Genomic DNA, 18,197 nt, shown 5'->3' on the forward strand with positions numbered 1-18,197 from the left:
CTGCCCCCAGCTTCTACGCGACTGCTGCGACAGCCACGCGATGAAGGTCTCCCACCTCCATACGGTTGTTCAGCGCCTCGTGGCGCACCCAGGCGTACTTGTACGCCAGCATCGTCCGCAGTTCACCCCAGCCCGCGTCGGCGATCGACCGGGACAGCCTCCGATTGCCGAGCAGGTTGCGGACCGGCAGGTCCTCGATCACGACCGTTTGGTTCTCACGGACGAGCCGAGTGCTCAACTTGTGCAGGAAGTCCCGCCGCCGGTCCGCGATGCGGGCATGAATCCGCGCCACCTTTCGGCGCGCCTTCTGCCGGTTCGCCGAACCCCGCTCCTTCCGAGCCAGCGCCCGCTGCGCCCGGGCCAGGCGTTCACGGTCACGGTGCTCGTGCCGCGGGTTGGGGATCTTCTCCCCGGTGGAGAGCACCGCCAGGTCGGTGACGCCCAGGTCGACGCCGACCGCGCCACCCGTCGCGGGCAGTGGCCGGACCGAGGGGTCCTCGCACAGCAGGGAGACGAACCAGCGCCCCGCCGCGTCCCGCGAGACCGTCACCGTGGACGGGACCGCGCCCTCGGGCAGCGGACGCGACCACACCACGTCGAGCGGCTCGGCCGTCTTCGCCAGCGTCAGCTGCCCGTCCCGGTAACGGAATGCCGACCGCGTGTACTCGGCGGCGTCCTGCGACCTCTTGCGCGACTTGAACCGCGGATGCCCCGCCCGTCGTGCGAAGAAATTGCCGAACGCGGCCTGCAGATGACGCAGCGTCTGCTGCAACGGCACGCACGACACCTCGTTGAGGAACGCCAGTTCCTCCGTGCGCTTCCACGCCGTCAGCATCGCCGACGTCGCCCCGTACCCCACCCGCTCCCGCCGCTGCTCCCACGCCTCCGTGCGAGCGGCCAGGGCCCGGTTCCACACCAGCCGCACGCACCCGAACGTCCGCGACAGCTCCACCGCCTGCGCCTCGCTCGGGTGGAAGCGGAAGCGGAACGCCCGCACCACCTGTGTGACCGACACGCGACACACCGTAACACCCGCACGTGACCGCTTCCCCGGTGGTCGGCCCGCTCCTGCGGCCGAACGGCAAGCCCTGCCTCGCTCGAATCCCCGGCTGGAGCCGGGGCCTCCACGAAGGAGTTCCGATGACGACCGATCAGACGCGGCCCGCTGTCCTCGGCGGTGCGCCCGCCTTTCCCGACGGACTGCCGCTGACCCGGGTGCGGGTGCCGGACCGGGAGGGGCTGCTGGGGCGGCTCGGGGCGGTGCTGGACTCCGGGATGCTGACCAACGGGCCGACGGTGCGCGAGTTGGAGGAGCGGGCGGCCGAGCTGCTGGAGGTGCCGCACGTGGTGGCGGTGTCGAACTGCACGGCGGGCCTGATGCTGGTGCTGCAGGCGGCGGGGGTGGGCGGCGGGCGGCCGGTGCTGATGCCCGGGTTCACCTTCTCGGCGACCGCGCACGCCGCGCACTGGGCGGGCGGCGTCCCGCTGTTCGCGGAGGCCCGGGAGCAGGACATCACGCTGGACCCGGCGGACGCCGAGGCCCGGTTGAAGGCGGCCGACGCGCCGGCCGCGGTGATGGCCACCCACGCGTACGGGACGCCGTGCCAGACCGAGGAGTTGCAGCGGGTCGCGGACGCGGCGGGCCTGCCGCTGGTGTACGACGCCGCGCACGGGTTCGGGTCGAAGCGGCGCGGCGTGCCGGTCGGCAACTTCGGCCTGGCCGAGGTGTTCTCGATGAGCCCGACCAAGGTCGCGGTGGCGGGCGAGGGCGGCCTGGTCGCCACCCGGGACGCGGCGCTGGCGCGGACCCTGCGCACCGCCCGGGACTACGGCAACCCGGGCGACTACGACACCCTGTTCCCCGGCCTGAACGCCCGGATGAGCGAGCTGCACGCGGCCGTCGGCCTGACCTGGCTGGCCGGCCTGCCCGAGCGGGTGGCCCACCGGGGCGCGCTGGTGGCCGAGTTCGCCCGCACGGTGGCGGGCCTGCCGGGCCTGCGACTGGCACTGCCGGAGGAGGGCGACACGTCCACCTTCAAGGACCTGACGATGATCCTGGACGCGGACGCGTTCGGCCTGGACAACCGGCAGTTGGCGGACGCGCTGAAGGCGGAGGGCATCGACACCCGCCGCTACTTCTTCCCGCCCGTCAACCGGCAGAAGGCGTACGCCCATCTCGGGCAGGCGGACGCGCTGCCGTTGACGGACCGGCTCGCGGACTCGGTGCTGACCGTCCCGCTGTGGTCGCACATGGACGCGGCGACGGTCCGCCGGGTCGCCGACACGGTGGTGCGTATCCAGCCGTTCGCCGCCGAGGTCGGAGCGGCTGCGGGGCGTGCCTGACCGAGCCTCGCACGACGGTTCGCCCATTCCCCGGATCGGGTGAACTCGGTTGGACCGCAGGGAGGTTGGCGCGCCACGATGTCGGTCATGTTCAAGGGATTCCGCAGTTTCCTGCTGCGCGGCAACGTGGTCGACCTCGCGGTCGGCATCGTCATCGGTGCCGCCTTCACCGCCGTCGTCACCGGCTTCGTGGCCGCCTTCCTGACCCCGCTGATCGGCATCGCCTCCGGCGCGGTCGGCGACTTCAGCAAGGAGGCCTTCACCGTCGCCGGGGTCACCTTCCCGTACGGCGCGTTCCTGCAGGCGCTGATCAGCTTCGTGCTGGTCGCCGCGGTGATCTACTTCGCGGTGGTGATGCCGGTCGGCAAGCTGCAGAACCGCTTCAACCCGGTCAAGGACACCCCGGTGGCCAAGGCCGACTGCCCGGAGTGCCTCAGCACCGTCCCGGCCGCCGCGATCCGCTGCGCGCACTGCACCAGCGAGCTGACCGGCCGCCCGGGCTTCCCGGCCCAGGCCACCGCCAAGGCGGCCGCGTCCGCCCACTGAGCCGCCGGAGCGCACCCCGCGGGCCCTGCCGAGACCCCTCGGCGGGGCCCGCCTCGTTTCCCCGCCCGCGCGGGCCCGTTTCGCCCGGTGTACGGCGGTCTGGACCTCTTCCGGCTTAACGGGACCTTGGCGCGGCCTTTCCCGGACCCCAGCGGAACCTTTCGTACCGCGCGCGGCAACCGGACGGTGCCCGGACGAAAGACCCGCGATGGCCGAAACGTCCCATCGGTTCGCCCAACTCTGCCGTCAATTGTCCGATTTGAGCGAGCGAAGAGTCTGTAAACAGTTGAACTCCAAGCCGTTCCGCTCTCCTCAGCAGGCGCGTTGTGGGCTTACGGTATGCCCCATGACCTCGCCCCGCTCCTACGACGGAGTCGGCTACCCCTCTCCGTCCCCCTCCTCCGGCACGCCCATCTACGACAGCCTGGTCGCAGAGCGCGGGATTCCCCAGATCGCGCCGATCAACGTGCCCCCGGCCCTCCCGGCCACCTCCTGGTCCTCCTCCTACGGCAGCGGCTTCGGCGGCCACTCCGGCGGGTTCGGCACCGGCTTCGACTCCCCCGCGTCGAACCTGCCCGCGCTGCCGCCGGCCCGGCTGGCCCTCGGCCCCGGCCCGAGCAGTTCCCCGGTGCCGGCCCCGCACATCCCGGTCCAGCCCGGGTACGCGCAGGCCCCGATGGCCCAGCCCACCGGCTACGCCCAGGCCCCGCAGAACTTCGCGCCGGGCCAGCGCCCGACCGCGCCGGCCTACCCGCAGCCCGGGCAGCAGTACCAGGCCCAGGCCCCCGCGAACGGCTTCGCCGCCGCCCCGCAGAGCTTCACGCCGACCTTCAACTCCCAGCAGTTCGGCGCCCAGCCGGCCGCCCCCCAGCAGCAGACCTTCGGCGACCAGTCCTTCGGCGGCAACGGCCTCCGTCCGACCGCCCCCCAGGTCCGCCAGCCCGGCGTCGGCATCCCGCAGCAGTACCCCCAGCAGTACCGGCAGTACCCGCAGGCCGGCTGAGCCGTTCCCACGGGGGGCAAGGTCACCCCGGACGCACCGACGCGTCCTTCCCCACCCACCACCCGATCACCGACCGCTCGCACCCGGGTCGAGGATCACCCGCAAAGCCCCCGAGGCCCCACCGCCCCGGGGGCTTTCGCCTTCCCCCACCCGATCCGCCCGCCCGCCAGGGGCACGCAGGGAACCGCACGACAACAGAACCCCATCACCCTGCCGGGGCACGCGGACAGCCGCACGAGAACAGACCCTCATCGCCCGCCAAGCACGCGGACAACCGCACGAAAGCAAAACCCCATCGCCCCGCCGGGGCACGCAGGGAACCGCACGGAACGGAACCCGACCGCCCCGCCAGGGATGCAGGAAACTGCACGCAACAGAACCCCCTCGCCCCGCCAGGGGCGCGGGGAACTGCGCGAAGGGGAACGGGAGCGTCGGCGAGATCCGGCCGCCGACCGCACCCCCGCCCCGGACGGCCGCCCCGCAGCGACGCCCCGCCGGGCCCCCGCGGCAGCGCCCCGCCCCCGGGCCCCGCCAAGACCTCGCGCTGCCGCCTGGCAGGATTGGCCGCATGCCGCATCTCGCCTCCCTGCACCTGTACCCCGTCAAGTCGATGTACCGGCTCTCCCCCTCCTCCGCCCGGGTGCAGCCCTGGGGCCTGGCCGGGGACCGGCGGTGGATGCTGGTGGACTCGGACGGCACCGCGCTGACCCAGCGGGACGAGCCGTCGATCGGGCAGTTCCGGCCGGAGCCGTCCGCGGACGGCTCGGTGCTGACGCTGACCGCCCCGGACGGGAGCACGCACACGCTGGCGGCCCCCACCGTCGCCGCCGGCGCGCCCGCCGCCGAGGTCGCGGTCTTCGGGACGCGCTTCGAGGCCGCCGAGGCCGGCAAGGACACCTCGGTCTGGCTGGCCGAGCGCCTCCCGGCGAAGTTCGGCGAGGTCCGGTTGGTGCACCTGGACCGCCCGGCCGCGAGCCGGCCGATCGACCCGAGGTACGCAGGGCCGGAGGAGACCGTCTCGATGGCGGACGGCTACCCGCTGCTGCTCACCACCACGGCCTCGCTGGCCGAGCTGAACGCCCGGATCGCCGAGGACCACCCGGACGACCCGCGGAAGGCCGCGGCGCTGCCGATGGAGCGGTTCCGCCCGAACCTGGTGGTCGCGGGGACGGAGCCGTGGGCGGAGGACGGCTGGCGGCGGATCCGGGTCGGCGGCCTGGAGTTCCGGGTGGCGAAGCCGTGCGGGCGCTGCGTGGTGACCACCACCGACCAGGAGACCGGCGAGCGGCGCGGCCCGGAGCCGCTGCGGGCGCTGGGCCGGCACCACCGGTTCGGCCAGAAGCTGGTGTTCGGGCAGAACCTGGTCCCGGTCCGGCCGGTCCCGGCGCCGGAGGTGCTGGGCACGCTCACCGTCGGCGACGACGTCGAGGTGCTGGAGCGCGGGCCCGCGCCCGAGCTCGGTCCGGCGCCCGAGCGGGACCGCCCCTGACCTGCCCGCCGGAACCACCCCCGGCCTCGTTCGTTGAACCGGGCGGCGAACCCGCGACGAGCCCGGGCGGCGGTCCGCCGGATCCGTCCCGCACGCTACGGTGGGGGCGGTCGCGCAGCGTCTCGATGCACTCGACGAAGGCGGGGATGACAGATCGTCATGACTGAGCTCAGGGTCCGGGTCACCCAGGACAGCGCCTCCCGCTGGCGGCGGCGCGGCGGCGAGTACGCGACGCTCCGCGAGGCCCTGGAGGTCGCCGAGCCGGGCGACACCCTGACGGTGCGGCCGGGCACGTTCCGCGAGGCGGTGCTGGTGGACAAGCCGGTGACGCTGGTCGCCGAGCAGGGCCCGGGCAGCGTGCGGATCTCGGCGCCGGAGAGCGCGGTGCGCGGCGGCACGGCGCTGACGCTGACGGCGGGGGCGACGGTCCGGGGCCTGACGGTCGAGGGTTCGGACCGTTCGGCGCCGGCGGTGCTGCTGGCGGGCGCGGACGGCGCGGTGCTGGCGGACTGCCGGGTGGAGACCGCGTCCGCGGTGGGCGTGGAGCTGGTCGACGGGGCGCGGGCGCAGCTGCTGAACTGCACGGTGGAGAACCCGGCCGGCCTGGGGGTGCGGCTGCGCGGGGGGTCCCGGGCGGAGCTGCTGGACTGCGAGGTCGCGGCGGCGGGGCAGAGCGGCGTGGCGGTGCTGGGCGCCTCGGAGCTGCGCGCGGAGCGGCTGCGGGTGCACGGGGCGGGCGGCGCGGGCGTGCTGCTGGCGGAGCCGGGGACGGTCGCGGAGCTGGTCGGCTGCGAGGTGTACGAGGTGCGCGGCTCGGGCGTGCAGGCCGAGGCGCAGGCGGTGGGCCGGCTGTCGGACTGCACGGTGCACCGGGTCTCCGGGAACGGTCTGAGCCTGGACGGCGGGGCCGAGCTGGAGCTGGTGTCCTGCCGGGTGCACGAGGTGCCGGAGAACGCCGCCGACCTGCGCGGCGGCGCGAAGTTGACGCTGCGCCAGGTGACGGTGCACGGTTTCGGCCGGGGCGCGCTGTCGGTGTGGGACGGCGGGACGAAGGTGCTGGCGGAGGGCTGCCGGTTCCATTCGGCGCAGGGCGACTACCCGGCGCTGTGGGTGAGCGACGGTGCGGCGCTGGAGCTGGCGGACTGCGCGCTGGACGACCTGCCGGACGCGCTGTTCGTGCTGGACCAGGGCTCGTCGGCGACGGCCCGCGACTGCTCGTTCTCGGCGATCCGCTCCTCGGCGGTGTCGGTGAGCGGCGGCGCGTCGGCGACGCTGTCGGGCTGCCGGGTCCAGGGCGCGGGGACCGGTCTGTGGTTCCGCGACCACGGGTCGGGCGGCCTGCTGACGGACTGCGAGATCGCCGAGGTCGCCACCGGTGTGATCGTCACCAAGGGCGCGGACCCGGTGCTGCGCGGGTGCACGGTGCGGGGCGCCAGCGAGGCAGGCGTGTACGTGTCGGCGCAGGGGCGCGGCGAGTTCGAGGACGTCCGGGTGTCGCAGGGCGGCGGGTTCGGCTTCCACGTGATCGACGGCTGCCGGACGCGGCTGGTCCGCTGCCGGGCGGAGCGCAACGCCCGGGCGGGTTTCGAGTTCTCCGAGCCGGGTCCGGTCGCGGAGGGCTGCACCTCGGACGACGCGGCGCCGCTGCCCGCGCCCGCCCCGGCGGTCCCGGCGGCGGTGCCCGCGCCGTCCGCTCCGCCACTGGCGGGCCTGGTGGCGGCCGTGCAGACCTCGTCGTCGGCGCCGACGACGGCGGTGATCGGGCCGATCCCGGACTGCCGTCCGGCCGAGGTGGCGCTGGCCGAGCTGGACGCGCTGGTCGGGCTGGCGACGGTGAAGCAGGAGGTGCGGACGCTGATCGACATGATCTCGGTGGGCCGGGCCCGGCAGCGGGCGGGGCTGAAGGCGCCGTCGCCGCGCCGCCACCTGGTCTTCACGGGCTCCCCGGGCACCGGCAAGACGACGGTGGCCCGGCTGTACGGGGAGATCCTGGCCTCGCTGGGGGTGCTGCAGCGCGGGCACCTGGTGGAGGTGGCCCGGCTGGACCTGGTGGGCGAGCACATCGGTTCGACGGCGATCCGCACCGCGGCGGCCTTCGACCGGTCCCGCGGCGGGGTGCTGTTCATCGACGAGGCGTACGCGCTCGCCCCGGAGGACGGCGGCCGGGACTTCGGCCGGGAGGCGATCGACACCCTGGTGAAGCTGATGGAGGACCACCGGGACGAGGTGGTGGTGATCGTGGCGGGCTACACCGCGGAGATGGAGCGCTTCCTGGCCGCCAACCCGGGCCTGTCCTCCCGGTTCTCCCGCACCGTCACCTTCCCCGACTACAGCGCCGACGAGCTCCTCGACATCGCCCGGGCCCAGGCCGCCGAGCACGAGTACCGCCTGGACGCCGCCACCGAGGACGCCCTGCGCAGCCACTTCACCGCGATCGACCGCTCGGCGGGCTTCGGCAACGGCCGCACCGCCCGGCAGGTCTTCGAGACCATGATCGAGCGGCACGCCTCCCGGGTCGCCCACCTGCCCTCCCCCACCACCGAGGACCTGCAGCTGCTGGTGCCCGCCGACCTGCCCTGAGCCCGGCCGGTCAGGCGGCGAGCCGGCCGCCGCCGTCCACGTGCAGGACGGTGCCGGTGACGTACGGGTTGTCGACGGCGTAGAGGACGGCCTTGACCAGGTCCTCGGGGGCGCCGACCCGGCGGGCGGGGTTGCGGGCGGCGACGGCGCGCAGGAACTCCTCCTTCCCGGCGCCGAGGCCGTCCCAGGAGCCGGTGTCGACGATGCCCGGGGAGACGGCGTTGACCCGGACGGGGGCGAGTTCCACGGCGAGGGCCCGCACCAGGAAGGCGAGCGCGCCGTTGGTGGTGGCCATCACGGTGCGGGCGGGGGCGGGGCGCCAGGCGGCGACGCCGGAGAAGAAGGTGAGCGAGCCGTCCTCGGCGATCCGCCCGGTCAGGTGCTTGGCGAGCAGCAGCGGGCCGATCACCTTGGCGTCGAAGGCCCGCCGGATGTCGGCGGGGCGCAGGTCGGCGAGCGGCCCGTTGGCGGGCAGCGCGGCGGTGGACACCAGGTGGTCGATCCGGCCGACCCGGGCGGCGAACGCCTCGATCGAGGGCTCGTCGGTGAGGTCGAGGGGCAGCACGGTGGACGGGCCGGCCAGTTCGCCGGCGGTCCACTCCAGCTTGCGCGGGTCGGGTCCGGCCAGGACGAGTTCGGCACCGGCCGCGGCGGCGGTGTGGGCGAGCAGGCGGCCGGTGCGGGAGCCGGCGCCGACGACGACCAGGCGGCGGCCTTCCAGGGAGGCGGACACGGGTGCTCCTTGCGGGTCTCGGGGTGGTGCGGCCGGACGTCCCGGCCGCTCCACCACCCTGCGCCCGGCTGCCCCGATGCGTCCAAGGCTTGTTCTCTCCCGGATCGATAAACTCCGTGCATGGCAACGCTCCGTCAGCTGGAATACCTGGTCACCGTGGTCGACACCGGCTCGTTCACCCGGGCCGCCGAGCTGCTGCACGTCACGCAGCCCGCGCTCTCGCACCAGGTCCGGGCGCTGGAGTCGGCGCTCGGCGGGGCGCTGCTGGAGCGCCTGCCGCGCACCGTCCGGCCCACCCCGCTCGGGCGGGCGGTGCTGCCGCACGCCCGGGCGGCGCTCGCCGACGCGGAGCGGCTGCGGGCGGCCGCCCGGCGCACGATCGGCCTGGAGGAGGGCGAGTTGGAGGTCGGCACCGTGCACTCGATCGCGCTGGGCCTGCTGCCGCCGGTGCTGCGGGCCTGGCGCAGGCTGCACCCGGGAGTGCGGGTCCGGCTGCGCGAGTACCCGCACGCGGAGGAGCTCCGGGCGGCCACCGCGGCCGGGCGGGGCGACCTCGCGGTGGGGCCGGTGCCCGCCGAATGGGACGGCCCGGTACGGGAGTTGGGCGTCGAGGAGTTCGTGCTGGTGCTGCCGCCGGACGACCCGCTGGCGGACCCGCCCGGCGGGGTGCTGCCGCTGGCGGCGCTGGCCGGCCGGGACTGGGTGCACTACGCCCCGGGGCACGGCCTGGCCGAGGTGCTGGACGGGGCCTGCGCCCGGGCCGGGTTCGTCCCGCGCCCGGCCGTCCGCACCGAGCAGACCGCCGCCGCCCCGGTGCTGGCCGCGGCCGGCCTGGGCCCCGCGCTGGTGCCCGCGACCGTCCTGCCGCCGGGCCTGGACGCGGCGGTGCTGCACCCCGACCCGCCGATCCACCGCCCGCTGGCGGCCTACACCCGGACCCGTCCGGACCGCCTGACCACCGCCTTCACCGAACTCCTCGCCACCCGGGCCCGCCCGTAGGAGTCACGGGGCGGCCATCCGCAGCGCCACCGGCAGCGGGACGGCCGGGTTGCGGGCGGCGTCCTCGGCGGTGGCGGGGTCGCGGAGCAGCGCGGCCAGCGTCGCGGCGGGCAGCGCCGGGTGGCGGGCAGCGACCCGGCGGACCGCCGGGTCGGGGTCGGCGGCGAACCGGAGGGCCAGCGCGGCCGGGGCGGCGGGGTCGTCCAGGGCGAGCAGCCGGACCCGGGGGCGGGGGTCGTCGGCGTACCGGAGCAGGCCGTCGCGGGGGAAGTGGGGGTGGTTGCGGGGCCGGCCGGGGAAGGAGAAGCTGCCCGACCACCAGGTCCACACGTCGAGCAGGGTCTCGGCGGGGGCGTCCGCGCAGGACTCGGCGAGGAACAGCCGCACCACCCGGTCCTCGTCCCGGCCGAGCCGGGCGGCGACGTCGACGGGCAGCCGGGGCGCGCGGGCCACGCTGCGGCGCACCCAGCGGTTCGGGTGGGCGGCCAACTGCCGCATCGCGTCCGGGTCGTGGAACAGCGCGCCGACCCACCAGAGCGCGTACGTGCGGTCCTCGGCGGGGATCTCGGGAACGGTGTCGGCCAGCGCGGCGATCTCCGCGGACGTCCGGGGCGGCACCGCGTCCGGGCTCGGCGGGCGGGCCACCCCGACCAGCACGCGCGGCCGGCGGGCGGCGAACTCGTCCCGCAGCTCGCGCAGCCCGTCGAGCAGGGCCGGCTTCGCGCCGCGTCCGGCGAGCGCGGCCAGCAGCCGTTCCCACTGCTCCGGCGACAGCGCCCCGGACTCGGCGGCCCGCCCCCACACGCCCTTGGCCGGGTGCGCGACGGCCGCGTCCAGCACCGGCGCGGGCAGCCCGCTCCGGTACAGGAAGTCCGGGCGGTCGCCGTCGAGCAGCGCGAGCAGCAGCTCGGCCGGCGCGTCCGCCCGGGCCCCGAGCCCGGTCCGCCACCGCCCGCGCAGCTCCGCCGCCGCGCCGTCCCCCGGGAACGCGTCCCACACCCCGTCGCTCATCGGGGCAGCCTAGACGGACGGCGGGGTCAGACCAGCGGGCAGGGCGCGACGTCGACCCGGAGCAGGGTGACGACGGTGATCGCGGTCAGCACGATGCCGCCGACCACCGCGAGCAGGCGCAGCAGTTCGGGGTCCTCGAAGCGTTCCCGGAGGCCGCCGAGCCGGGTGGCCCGGCCGGCCAGGGCGCCGGCGGCGAGCAGCAGGAGCAGGCAGGGCACCAGCAGGATGGAGAGCGCGGCCCGCGGTCCCGGCTCCAGGTGGGTGTCGCAGCCCTGCCAGTTGCGGGCCAGGGTGTGCACCACGGCGAGCGTGGCCAGCCCGGCCAGCGTCCCGCCCACCACTGTCGTACTGATCCGTCCGATGGGATTCATCCCGCCCCTTCCGTCGTCCTCGCCCCCTCGGACGCGTCCGGCCCCGTCGCCGGTTGCGGGCGGGGCCGACGGGGCGTCAGAAGAGGGCGGTGAAGGCGTCCAGGCGGCTGCGGTCGAGGTCGCTGCGGAGGCGGCCGGTGCGGGCGAGGGTGACCATGCCGTGCAGCGCGGACCAGGCGAGTTCGGTGTAGCCGCCGGGGTCGTGGCCCTCCGCGCGGGCGCTGGCGGTGGCGGGTTCGGCGAGCGCGGCGAACGCCTCGTGCAGGGGAGCCGGGGCCTCGGGGGTGCCGAACGGGAGGGTGGTGGGGAGGGTGAAGATCGCGTCGTAGAGCGCGGGGTTGGCCTCGGCGAAGGCCAGGTAGGCCCGGGCGACGGCGGCGAACGCGGCGCGCGGTTCGGCGACGCCGGCGGCCGCGGCCCGCAGCAGGACGGCGAGTTCGGCGCAGCCCTCGACCGCGACGGCGGCGACGATGGCGTCCTTGCCCGCGAAGTGGCTGTACAGGACGGGCTGGCTGTACTCGATCCGCTCGGCGAGGCGGCGGGTGGTGACGGCCTCCCAGCCCTCGGCCTCGGCGAGTTCGCGGGCGGCGCGGACGATCAGCTGTTCCCGTTCGGCGCGTTCGCGCGCCCGGCGTTCTTTGATAGCCATGCCCGGAACCCTAGCACTGCTAGACAAGAGGCGAACGGAGGTCTAGCGTCATTCCTGTCGCTAGCGCCGCTAACAATCGGGCGGTGCGACCCACTTCACGATCCGTCCAGCAGGGGGAACCGCCATGTCCACCATCGCCGCCGACACCGCCCGGCCCGCCACCGGCCGCCTCCGGGTCCGCCTCGCCACCGCCGGCACCGTGCTGGTCTCGCTCTTCATCATCTACGTCGGCATCAACTACCTGGTGGCGCCGGAGCACACCGCCGCCGGCTTCGGCTTCCCGGAGTGGCCGCACGGCGGGGCCTCGGCCTTCCTCCGGATCAAGGGCAACCGGGACGTGGTCACCGGCCTCGCCCCGCTGCTCCTGCTGCTGACCGGCCACCGCCGGGCCCTCGGCTGGCTGCTGCTCGCGGAGTCCGTCGCCCCGTTCGGCGACTGCCTCACGGTGCTGGCCCAGCACGGCAGCACGGCGACGGCGCTCGGCGTCCACCTGACCGCCGCCCTGTTCGTGGTCGCCACCGCCGCCCTGCTGCTCACCGAGCGCGGGCCCCGCGGGAACTGACCGGGCCGTCAGCCCTCGTCCACCCAGGCGCCGCCCCGGAGGAACGCCTCCAGGGCGGCGCGGTGCGGCGCGGGGTCGATCCGCTCGGCGGCCAGCCACTCCGCGGAGTAGTACTTGTCCAGGTACCGGTCGCCGGGGTCGCAGATCAGCGTGACGACGCTGCCGGTGCGGCCCTCGCGGCGCATCTCGGCGACGATCCGCAGCGCGCTCCACAGGCCGGTGCCGGTCGAGGCGCCCGCCTTCTTCCCGAGCACGGTCTCCAGCAGATGGACGGCGGCGACCGAGGCCGCGTCCGGCACCTTCATCATCCGGTCGACCGCGCCGGGCACGAAGGAGGGCTCCATCCGGGGGCGGCCGATGCCCTCGATCCGGGAGCCGGTGGTGCAGGTGGCGTCGTCGTCGTGGTGCACCCAGCCGTCGAAGAAGCACGAGTTCTCCGGGTCGGCGACGCAGATCCGGGTGTCGAACTGCATGTAGTGCACGTACCGCGCGATGGTCGCGGAGGTGCCGCCGGTACCGGCCGTGGCCACGATCCAGGCCGGCTCGGGGTGCGGCTCCAGCCGGAGCTGGGCGAACACCGACTCGGCGATGTTGTTGTTGCCGCGCCAGTCGGTGGCCCGCTCCGCGTAGGTGAACTGGTCCATGTAGTGGCCGCCGGTCTCGAACGCGAGCTTGGCCGCCGCCTCGTAGACCTCGCAGGCGCTCTCCACCAGGTGACATCGGCCGCCGTGGAACTCGATCAGCTCGATCTTGGCCCGGCTGGTGCTGCGGGCCATCACCGCGACGAACGGGACCCCGATCAGCTGCGCGAAGTACGCCTCCGAAACGGCGGTCGACCCGCTGGACGCCTCGATCACCGGCGCCCCCGGCCGGATCCAGCCGTTGCACAGCCCGTACAGGAACAGCGACCGGGCCAGCCGGTGCTTCAGGCTCCCGGTCGGATGGGTGGACTCGTCCTTCAGGTACAGGTCGATCCCCCACTCCGCCGGCAGCGGGAAGCGCAACAGGTGCGTGTCCGCCGACCGGTTCGCATCGGCCTGCACCCGGCGCACCGCCTCCTTCAACCAGGCCCGGTACTCGGGGTCGCTCCGATCCACGTCCTGGAACCGCTCGGTCATCGCGCACTCTCCTCGCCGCCGCCTGGTATCCACTCACTGTAACAGTCGACTACGATAAGTGACTATTACGGAGCCCCCAGCTTCCCCTTATGGGACAGCCGAACAGCAGAGCGAAGCTCCAGGGGCCCGCCGGACTTCGCGTTCCGGGCCCTGGGAGCGAAGCTCCGTCCTAAACCCGCCGGAAGCGAAGCTCCGTTCTGGGCCCGATGGGAGCGAAGCTCCAGGGGCCCGGGGAACGGCGGAGCCGAGTGGCAGGTGACCGACGGGCCGCGAGGCGCCACCCCGTTTCGGGCCGAAGGTTCTTTGCGAAAGCCCCGTTGCGCCCCACTGTGTCCCGGCCCCACGCCTCTCGGCCCCGCCGTTCCCCGGGCCCCTGATGTTCCCGACCGTGTGCCTAAAAAATACGTACCGCCTGCCCCGTGACCGCCACTCCCGCCCGGCCCGCCGCCAGGTCGACGGTGAGGAGGCCCGGGCGGCCGAGGTCCTCGCCCTGGTGGAGGGTCAGCCGGGTGCCGTCGAGGCCGTGGACCTCCCGGAGGTAGGCGCCGAAGGCCGCGGCGGCGGCCCCCGTCGCGGGGTCCTCGACGATCCCGCCGACCGGGAAGGGGTTGCGGACGTGGTAGGTGGTGGCGTCCTGCTCCCAGACCAGTTGCAGGGTGGTCAGGTCGAGGCGGCGCATCAGCGCGGCCAGCCCGTCGAAGTCGTAGGAGAGGCGGGCCAGCCGGTCCCGGGTCGCGGCGGCCAGCACCAGGTGCCGGGCCCCGGCGTACGCGATCCGCGGCGGGTGGCGCGGGTCGAGCTCCTCGGGGTGCCAGCCCAGCAGGGCCAGCGCCTCGGCGACGTCCGCGGCCGCCACCTCCTCGACCGCCGGCGGCACGCTGGTCAGCGTCGCGGCGTACCCGCCGTCCGCCGCCGCGGTGACCTCGACCAGCACCTCCCCCGCCCTGGTGTCGAAGCGGAGCGCGCCGGGGCCGTGCCGCTCGCCGAGCGCGACCGCCGAGGCGATGGTCGCGTGGCCGCAGAACGGCACCTCGGCCAGCGGGCTGAAGTAGCGGACGGCCCAGGCCCGGTCGGCGCCGGGGACGGCGGTGAGGAAGGCGGTCTCGGAGTAGCCGAGGCGGGCCGCGAGGGCGAGCTGCCGCTCGTCGGTGAGGCCGGTGGCGTCGAGGACCACCCCGGCGGGGTTGCCGCCCGCGGGGTCGGCGGTGAAGGCGGCGTAGCGCAGCGGTTCGGCGGAATCGGTCGGAGCGGAAGCGGCCGGAGCGGTGTCGGTCATGCCCGGTGAACGAGGAGCCCCCGGCCCGGATTCCCGCCCCGCGACGGCCCTTTCCCGGGAGCCGGACCCCGGAGAGGGGGGTCGAACGATCGACGCTAGACTGCTGCCTCCGGCTGGCATCGCATCATCGAGGAAAAGAAGAACATGGCTGAGGCCCACCCCAAGGTTGTTGTGGTTGTCCCGACCTACAACGAGCGGGAGAACCTTCCCACCCTGGTAGGCCGGCTGGCCGACCTCGGCATGGCGAACCTCCACGTGCTGGTCGTCGACGACAACTCCCCGGACGGCACCGGCGACGTGGCGGACAAGCTGGCGGCCGACTCCGGCGGCACCGTCTCGGTGCTGCACCGGACCGAGAAGGACGGCCTGGGCCGGGCGTACATCGCGGGCATGAGCCGGGCGCTGGAGGACGGCGCGGACATCGTGGTGCAGATGGACGCCGACCTGTCGCACCCGCACACCGCCGTCCCGAAGATGGTGGAGCTGCTGCAGAACTCGGACGCCTCGGTGGTGCTGGGCTCGCGGTACGTGCCGGGCGGCTCGACCGCGTCGGAGTGGCCGTGGCACCGCAAGGCGCTGTCGGCGTGGGCGAACTTCTACGTCAACGCGATCCTGAGCCTGAAGGTCAAGGACGCGACGGCCGGCTTCAAGGCCTGGGAGGCGCAGGCGCTGCGCCGGGTGGACCTGCCCTCGGTGCAGTCCAACGGCTACTCGTTCCAGGTCGAGATGAACTACCGCGTGGTCAAGCAGGGCATGCGGATCTCCGAGGTGCCGATCCGCTTCGAGGAGCGGATCGAGGGCATGTCGAAGATGAGCCTGGGCGTGCAGCTGGAGTCCGCGGTGGCCCCGTGGAAGCTCCGCTTCGGCAAGAAGAAGTAATCCCGCAGGACGCCGAACGGCGCGGGTGGACGGTCTCCGTCCCCCGCGCCGTTAGCTTTTCCCGTGCCGGGAAGTGCTTCTGACGGGCCGTCAGGGGGCGACCGCGGCCTGCGGGTCGTCCAGGCAGGGCTCCCAGGCGAGTTCGGCGGCGCCGACCAGCCCGGCGTGGACGACCTGGGCGGGGACGATCGGGACGCGTCCGCTGCGGCCCCACAGGCAGCGTTCGGCGACCACCGCAGCGAGCCGGTCGGGGGCGGCGGCGAGCAGGTCGAGGTGCAGGCCGCTGAGCACGATGCGGTCGGGGTTGAGGATGTTGACGAGTCCGGCGAGGCCGAGGCCGAGCCGGTCGACGACGTGGGCGACGGCGTCGGCGGCGGCCGGGTCGCGGGCCAGCGCGCGGGCCTGCGGGAGCAGCGGCCGGGCCGGGTCGGGGCGGCGTCCGGCGGCGGCGAACAGCGCGTCGGTGTCGGTCTCGGCGTTCAGGCAGCCGCGGTTGCCGCAGGGGCAGCGGCGGCCGAGCGGGTCGACGGTGAGGTGGCCGACCTCCAGGGCGAGGCCCGAACTGCCGGTGTGCAGGCGGCCGTCGACGACCAGGGCGCCGCCGACGCCGCGGTGGCCGGAGGTGACCAGCAGCAGGTGGCGGGCGTCGCGGCCGGCGCCGTGCCGGTGCTCGGCGAGGGCGGCGAGGTTGGCGTCGTTGGCGACGGCGGTGGGCAGGCCGGGGCGGGCCCGCGGGCCGAGGTCGGCGCGGGCGACGGCCTCGGCGAACAGCTCGGCCACGGGGGTGCCGAACGGCCAGCCGAAGTGCAGGGCGGCCAGGGCGGTGCCGTCGGGTTCGGTGACGGGGTTGGGCAGGGCGAGCGCGCAGCCGAGGACCCGGCGGCGGCTGTCCCGGGCCAGCCGGGCCCCGGCCTCGGCGACCGCGCCGAGCAGTGCGGCGGGCGAGGTGTCGGCGGGCAGCGGCAGGTGGACGGGGGCGAGCAGCCGGCCGCCGAGTCCGGCGAGGGCGGTGGAGATGCCGTCGGCGTGCAGCTGGGCGGCGATCACCACGGGGCCGGGGTCGGCGAGGGCGAGGCGGTGCGAGGGGCGGCCGCGGCCGCCGCCGGCAGGGCGGGAGTCGACGCTGATCAGGCCGAGCGCCTCCAGTTCGGCGGTGACGGCCCCGGCGGTGGCGCGGGTGACGTCGAGGGCGCCGGTGAGCGCGGAGCGGGTGGGGGCCCGGCCGGTGTGGATCAGGCGCAGCGCGGGGCCGAGCAGGGTGCGGCCGCGGTCGGGCGCGGTCCGTCGCTGCGGGCTCGTCGAGGGGGTTGAAGGTGTGTGCGGCACTCCCCTATTCTGACTTTGTGCCGCTACTGAACAAAACAGAAGCCCGCCCTGCCGCCTCCGCCTCCATCGCTTCCTCCGCCGCTTCCTCCTCCGCCGCCGCCCTCGCACCGTCCGGCCGACGCTCCTCCTGGACGGCGGCCCGCCTCGCCCTCACCGCCTTCTTCGCCGTCGACGGCTTCCTGTTCGCCGCCTGGGTGGTCCGCATCCCGGACGTCCGGGCCCAGGTCGCGGCCTCGCACAGCGCGCTCGGCCTGGCCCTGCTCTGCGTCTCGGCCGGCGCGGTCGCCACGATGGCCGTGGTCGGCCGGCTCTGCCTGCGGTACGGCTCGCGCCGGGTCACGGTCGCCTCGATCGGCGTGTTCGCGCCGGCCGTGGCGCTGCCCGCGCACACCCACTCGGTGCTCGGCCTCGGCGCGGTGCTGCTGCTGTTCGGCGCCGGCTACGGCGCGGCGAACGTGGCGATGAACAGCGCCGCCGTCGACCTGGTCGCGCAGCTCCGACGGCCCGTCATGCCGAGCTTCCACGCGGGCTACAGCCTCGGCGGCCTGCTCGGCGCGGCGGTCGGCGGCCTGCTGGCGGGCCGGATCAGCGCCGCCTGGGCGCTGGCCGCCGCCGCGGCGCTCGGCCTGGCCGTGACGGCCCTCGCGGGCGCCGCCCTGCTGCGCGCCCCGGCCGCCGGGCCCGCCGCCACCAGGGCCGCCGCCGAAACCGTCGGAACGGCCACCGCCGCGGGGCGCCCGTCCGCCCACGCCCGCCTGCTCGTGCTGCTGCTCGGCCTCACCGCGCTCTGCACCGCGTACGGCGAGGGCGCGCTCGCGGACTGGGCGACCCTGCACCTGACGGACGACGTGCACGCGGGCGCCGCGCTGGCGGCCACCGGCTACGCGGCCTTCGCCTTCGCCATGACGGCGGGCCGGCTGTCCGGGACGTGGCTGTCGGAGCGCCTCGGCGGCACCCGGGTGATGCTGTTCGGCGGCCTGACGGCCTGCGCGGGGATGACGGCGGCCGCGCTGGCCCCGTCCGTCCCGGTGGTGCTGGCCGGGTTCGTCCTGGTCGGGCTGGGCCTGGCGAACGTCTTCCCGCTGGCGATCGCCCGGGCCGGTGCGGTGGCCGGGCCGCAGGGCGTGGCGACGGCCTCCACGCTCGGCTACGCGGGCATGCTGGTCGGCCCGCCGGTGATCGGCTTCCTGGCCGACGCGTTCTCGCTGCCCGCGGCCCTGCTCACGGTCGCGGCCGGCTCGGCCCTGGTCGGCCTACTGGCCGTCACCGTCCGCCGCCACCACGCCGCCTGACGCTCCGCCGGCCGCCCGCC

The 18,197-nt window shown here is 75.3% G+C and carries 16 protein-coding genes and 1 pseudogene; 9 read left to right on the forward strand and 8 right to left on the reverse strand.

Annotated elements, in window-relative coordinates:
• Nucleotides 1-76: 76 nt before the first annotated feature.
• A pseudogene (locus ACIOHG_RS36800) lies at nt 77-1,015 on the reverse strand (RNA-guided endonuclease InsQ/TnpB family protein); the annotation flags it as partial.
• 125 nt (nt 1,016-1,140) lie between these two features.
• On the opposite strand from ACIOHG_RS36800, the gene ACIOHG_RS36805 reads away from it, so the two are divergent.
• The 5 genes from ACIOHG_RS36805 to ACIOHG_RS36825 all read left to right on the forward strand — a co-directional run bounded on the left by ACIOHG_RS36805 (nt 1,141) and on the right by ACIOHG_RS36825 (nt 7,961).
• Nucleotides 1,141-2,343, forward strand: coding sequence for a DegT/DnrJ/EryC1/StrS family aminotransferase (locus ACIOHG_RS36805; RefSeq protein WP_400957815.1), 1,203 nt, complete (start codon nt 1,141-1,143; stop codon nt 2,341-2,343).
• An 87-nt stretch (nt 2,344-2,430) separates the two neighbouring features.
• Entirely contained in the window at nt 2,431-2,889 is a 459-nt protein-coding gene (mscL, locus tag ACIOHG_RS36810; RefSeq protein ID WP_400957818.1) for a large conductance mechanosensitive channel protein MscL, read from the forward strand.
• A 346-nt stretch (nt 2,890-3,235) separates the two neighbouring features.
• Nucleotides 3,236-3,892 (forward strand): DUF6643 family protein, encoded by a 657-nt coding sequence (locus ACIOHG_RS36815; RefSeq protein ID WP_400957820.1) that lies wholly within the window; start codon nt 3,236-3,238, stop codon nt 3,890-3,892.
• A gap of 568 nt (nt 3,893-4,460) precedes the next feature.
• A complete protein-coding gene (locus tag ACIOHG_RS36820) occupies nt 4,461-5,381 on the forward strand; it encodes an MOSC domain-containing protein (protein WP_400957823.1) in 921 nt (306 codons plus the stop codon).
• Between the two features lie 159 nt (nt 5,382-5,540).
• Nucleotides 5,541-7,961, forward strand: coding sequence for a right-handed parallel beta-helix repeat-containing protein (locus tag ACIOHG_RS36825; protein ID WP_400957825.1), 2,421 nt, complete (start codon nt 5,541-5,543; stop codon nt 7,959-7,961).
• A 10-nt stretch (nt 7,962-7,971) separates the two neighbouring features.
• Here ACIOHG_RS36825 and ACIOHG_RS36830 read toward each other — a convergent pair whose 3' ends face one another.
• Nucleotides 7,972-8,694 (reverse strand): SDR family oxidoreductase, encoded by a 723-nt coding sequence (locus ACIOHG_RS36830; RefSeq protein WP_400957828.1) that lies wholly within the window; start codon nt 8,692-8,694, stop codon nt 7,972-7,974.
• A gap of 120 nt (nt 8,695-8,814) precedes the next feature.
• Between ACIOHG_RS36830 and ACIOHG_RS36835 the strand changes: the two genes are divergently transcribed.
• Nucleotides 8,815-9,693, forward strand: a complete 879-nt coding sequence (locus ACIOHG_RS36835) for a LysR family transcriptional regulator (RefSeq protein ID WP_400957831.1) — start codon at nt 8,815-8,817, stop codon at nt 9,691-9,693.
• 3 nt (nt 9,694-9,696) lie between these two features.
• Here the strand turns inward: ACIOHG_RS36835 and ACIOHG_RS36840 are convergent, their stop codons facing one another.
• The 3 genes from ACIOHG_RS36840 to ACIOHG_RS36850 all read right to left on the reverse strand — a co-directional run bounded on the left by ACIOHG_RS36840 (nt 9,697) and on the right by ACIOHG_RS36850 (nt 11,724).
• Nucleotides 9,697-10,704, reverse strand: coding sequence for a hypothetical protein (locus ACIOHG_RS36840; RefSeq protein WP_400957834.1), 1,008 nt, complete (start codon nt 10,702-10,704; stop codon nt 9,697-9,699).
• Between the two features lie 26 nt (nt 10,705-10,730).
• Entirely contained in the window at nt 10,731-11,075 is a 345-nt protein-coding gene (locus tag ACIOHG_RS36845) for a hypothetical protein (RefSeq protein ID WP_400957837.1), read from the reverse strand.
• Between the two features lie 76 nt (nt 11,076-11,151).
• Nucleotides 11,152-11,724, reverse strand: a complete 573-nt coding sequence (locus tag ACIOHG_RS36850) for a TetR/AcrR family transcriptional regulator (RefSeq protein WP_400957839.1) — start codon at nt 11,722-11,724, stop codon at nt 11,152-11,154.
• A gap of 124 nt (nt 11,725-11,848) precedes the next feature.
• Here ACIOHG_RS36850 and ACIOHG_RS36855 point away from each other — a divergent pair, with 124 nt between their 5' ends.
• On the forward strand, nt 11,849-12,286 hold the full coding sequence (locus tag ACIOHG_RS36855; RefSeq protein WP_400957842.1) for a DUF4267 domain-containing protein: 438 nt from the start codon (nt 11,849-11,851) through the stop codon (nt 12,284-12,286).
• A gap of 8 nt (nt 12,287-12,294) precedes the next feature.
• On the opposite strand, the gene ACIOHG_RS36860 is transcribed toward ACIOHG_RS36855, so the two are convergent.
• Both ACIOHG_RS36860 and ACIOHG_RS36865 read right to left on the reverse strand, forming a co-directional pair.
• Nucleotides 12,295-13,404: a PLP-dependent cysteine synthase family protein gene (locus ACIOHG_RS36860; RefSeq protein ID WP_400957845.1), complete on the reverse strand. Its 1,110-nt coding sequence runs from the start codon at nt 13,402-13,404 to the stop codon at nt 12,295-12,297.
• Between the two features lie 394 nt (nt 13,405-13,798).
• Nucleotides 13,799-14,680, reverse strand: a complete 882-nt coding sequence (locus ACIOHG_RS36865) for a PhzF family phenazine biosynthesis protein (protein WP_400957848.1) — start codon at nt 14,678-14,680, stop codon at nt 13,799-13,801.
• Nucleotides 14,681-14,824: 144 nt separating this feature from the next.
• Between ACIOHG_RS36865 and ACIOHG_RS36870 the strand changes: the two genes are divergently transcribed.
• Nucleotides 14,825-15,559, forward strand: a complete 735-nt coding sequence (locus ACIOHG_RS36870; RefSeq protein WP_400957851.1) for a polyprenol monophosphomannose synthase — start codon at nt 14,825-14,827, stop codon at nt 15,557-15,559.
• Between the two features lie 90 nt (nt 15,560-15,649).
• Here ACIOHG_RS36870 and ACIOHG_RS36875 read toward each other — a convergent pair whose 3' ends face one another.
• Nucleotides 15,650-16,885 carry an ROK family protein gene (locus ACIOHG_RS36875; RefSeq protein WP_400957854.1) on the reverse strand — a complete coding sequence of 412 codons (1,236 nt, stop codon included), beginning with the start codon at nt 16,883-16,885 and terminating at the stop codon, nt 15,650-15,652.
• A 17-nt stretch (nt 16,886-16,902) separates the two neighbouring features.
• Between ACIOHG_RS36875 and ACIOHG_RS36880 the strand changes: the two genes are divergently transcribed.
• The gene (locus ACIOHG_RS36880) at nt 16,903-18,177 is read left to right on the forward strand and encodes an MFS transporter (RefSeq protein WP_400957857.1); all 1,275 of its coding nucleotides are present in this window, start codon (nt 16,903-16,905) and stop codon (nt 18,175-18,177) included.
• Nucleotides 18,178-18,197: the final 20 nt, after the last annotated feature.

Origin of the sequence: Kitasatospora sp. NPDC088134, from assembly GCF_044741705.1 — a bacterium.
Taxonomy (GTDB): domain Bacteria; phylum Actinomycetota; class Actinomycetes; order Streptomycetales; family Streptomycetaceae; genus Kitasatospora.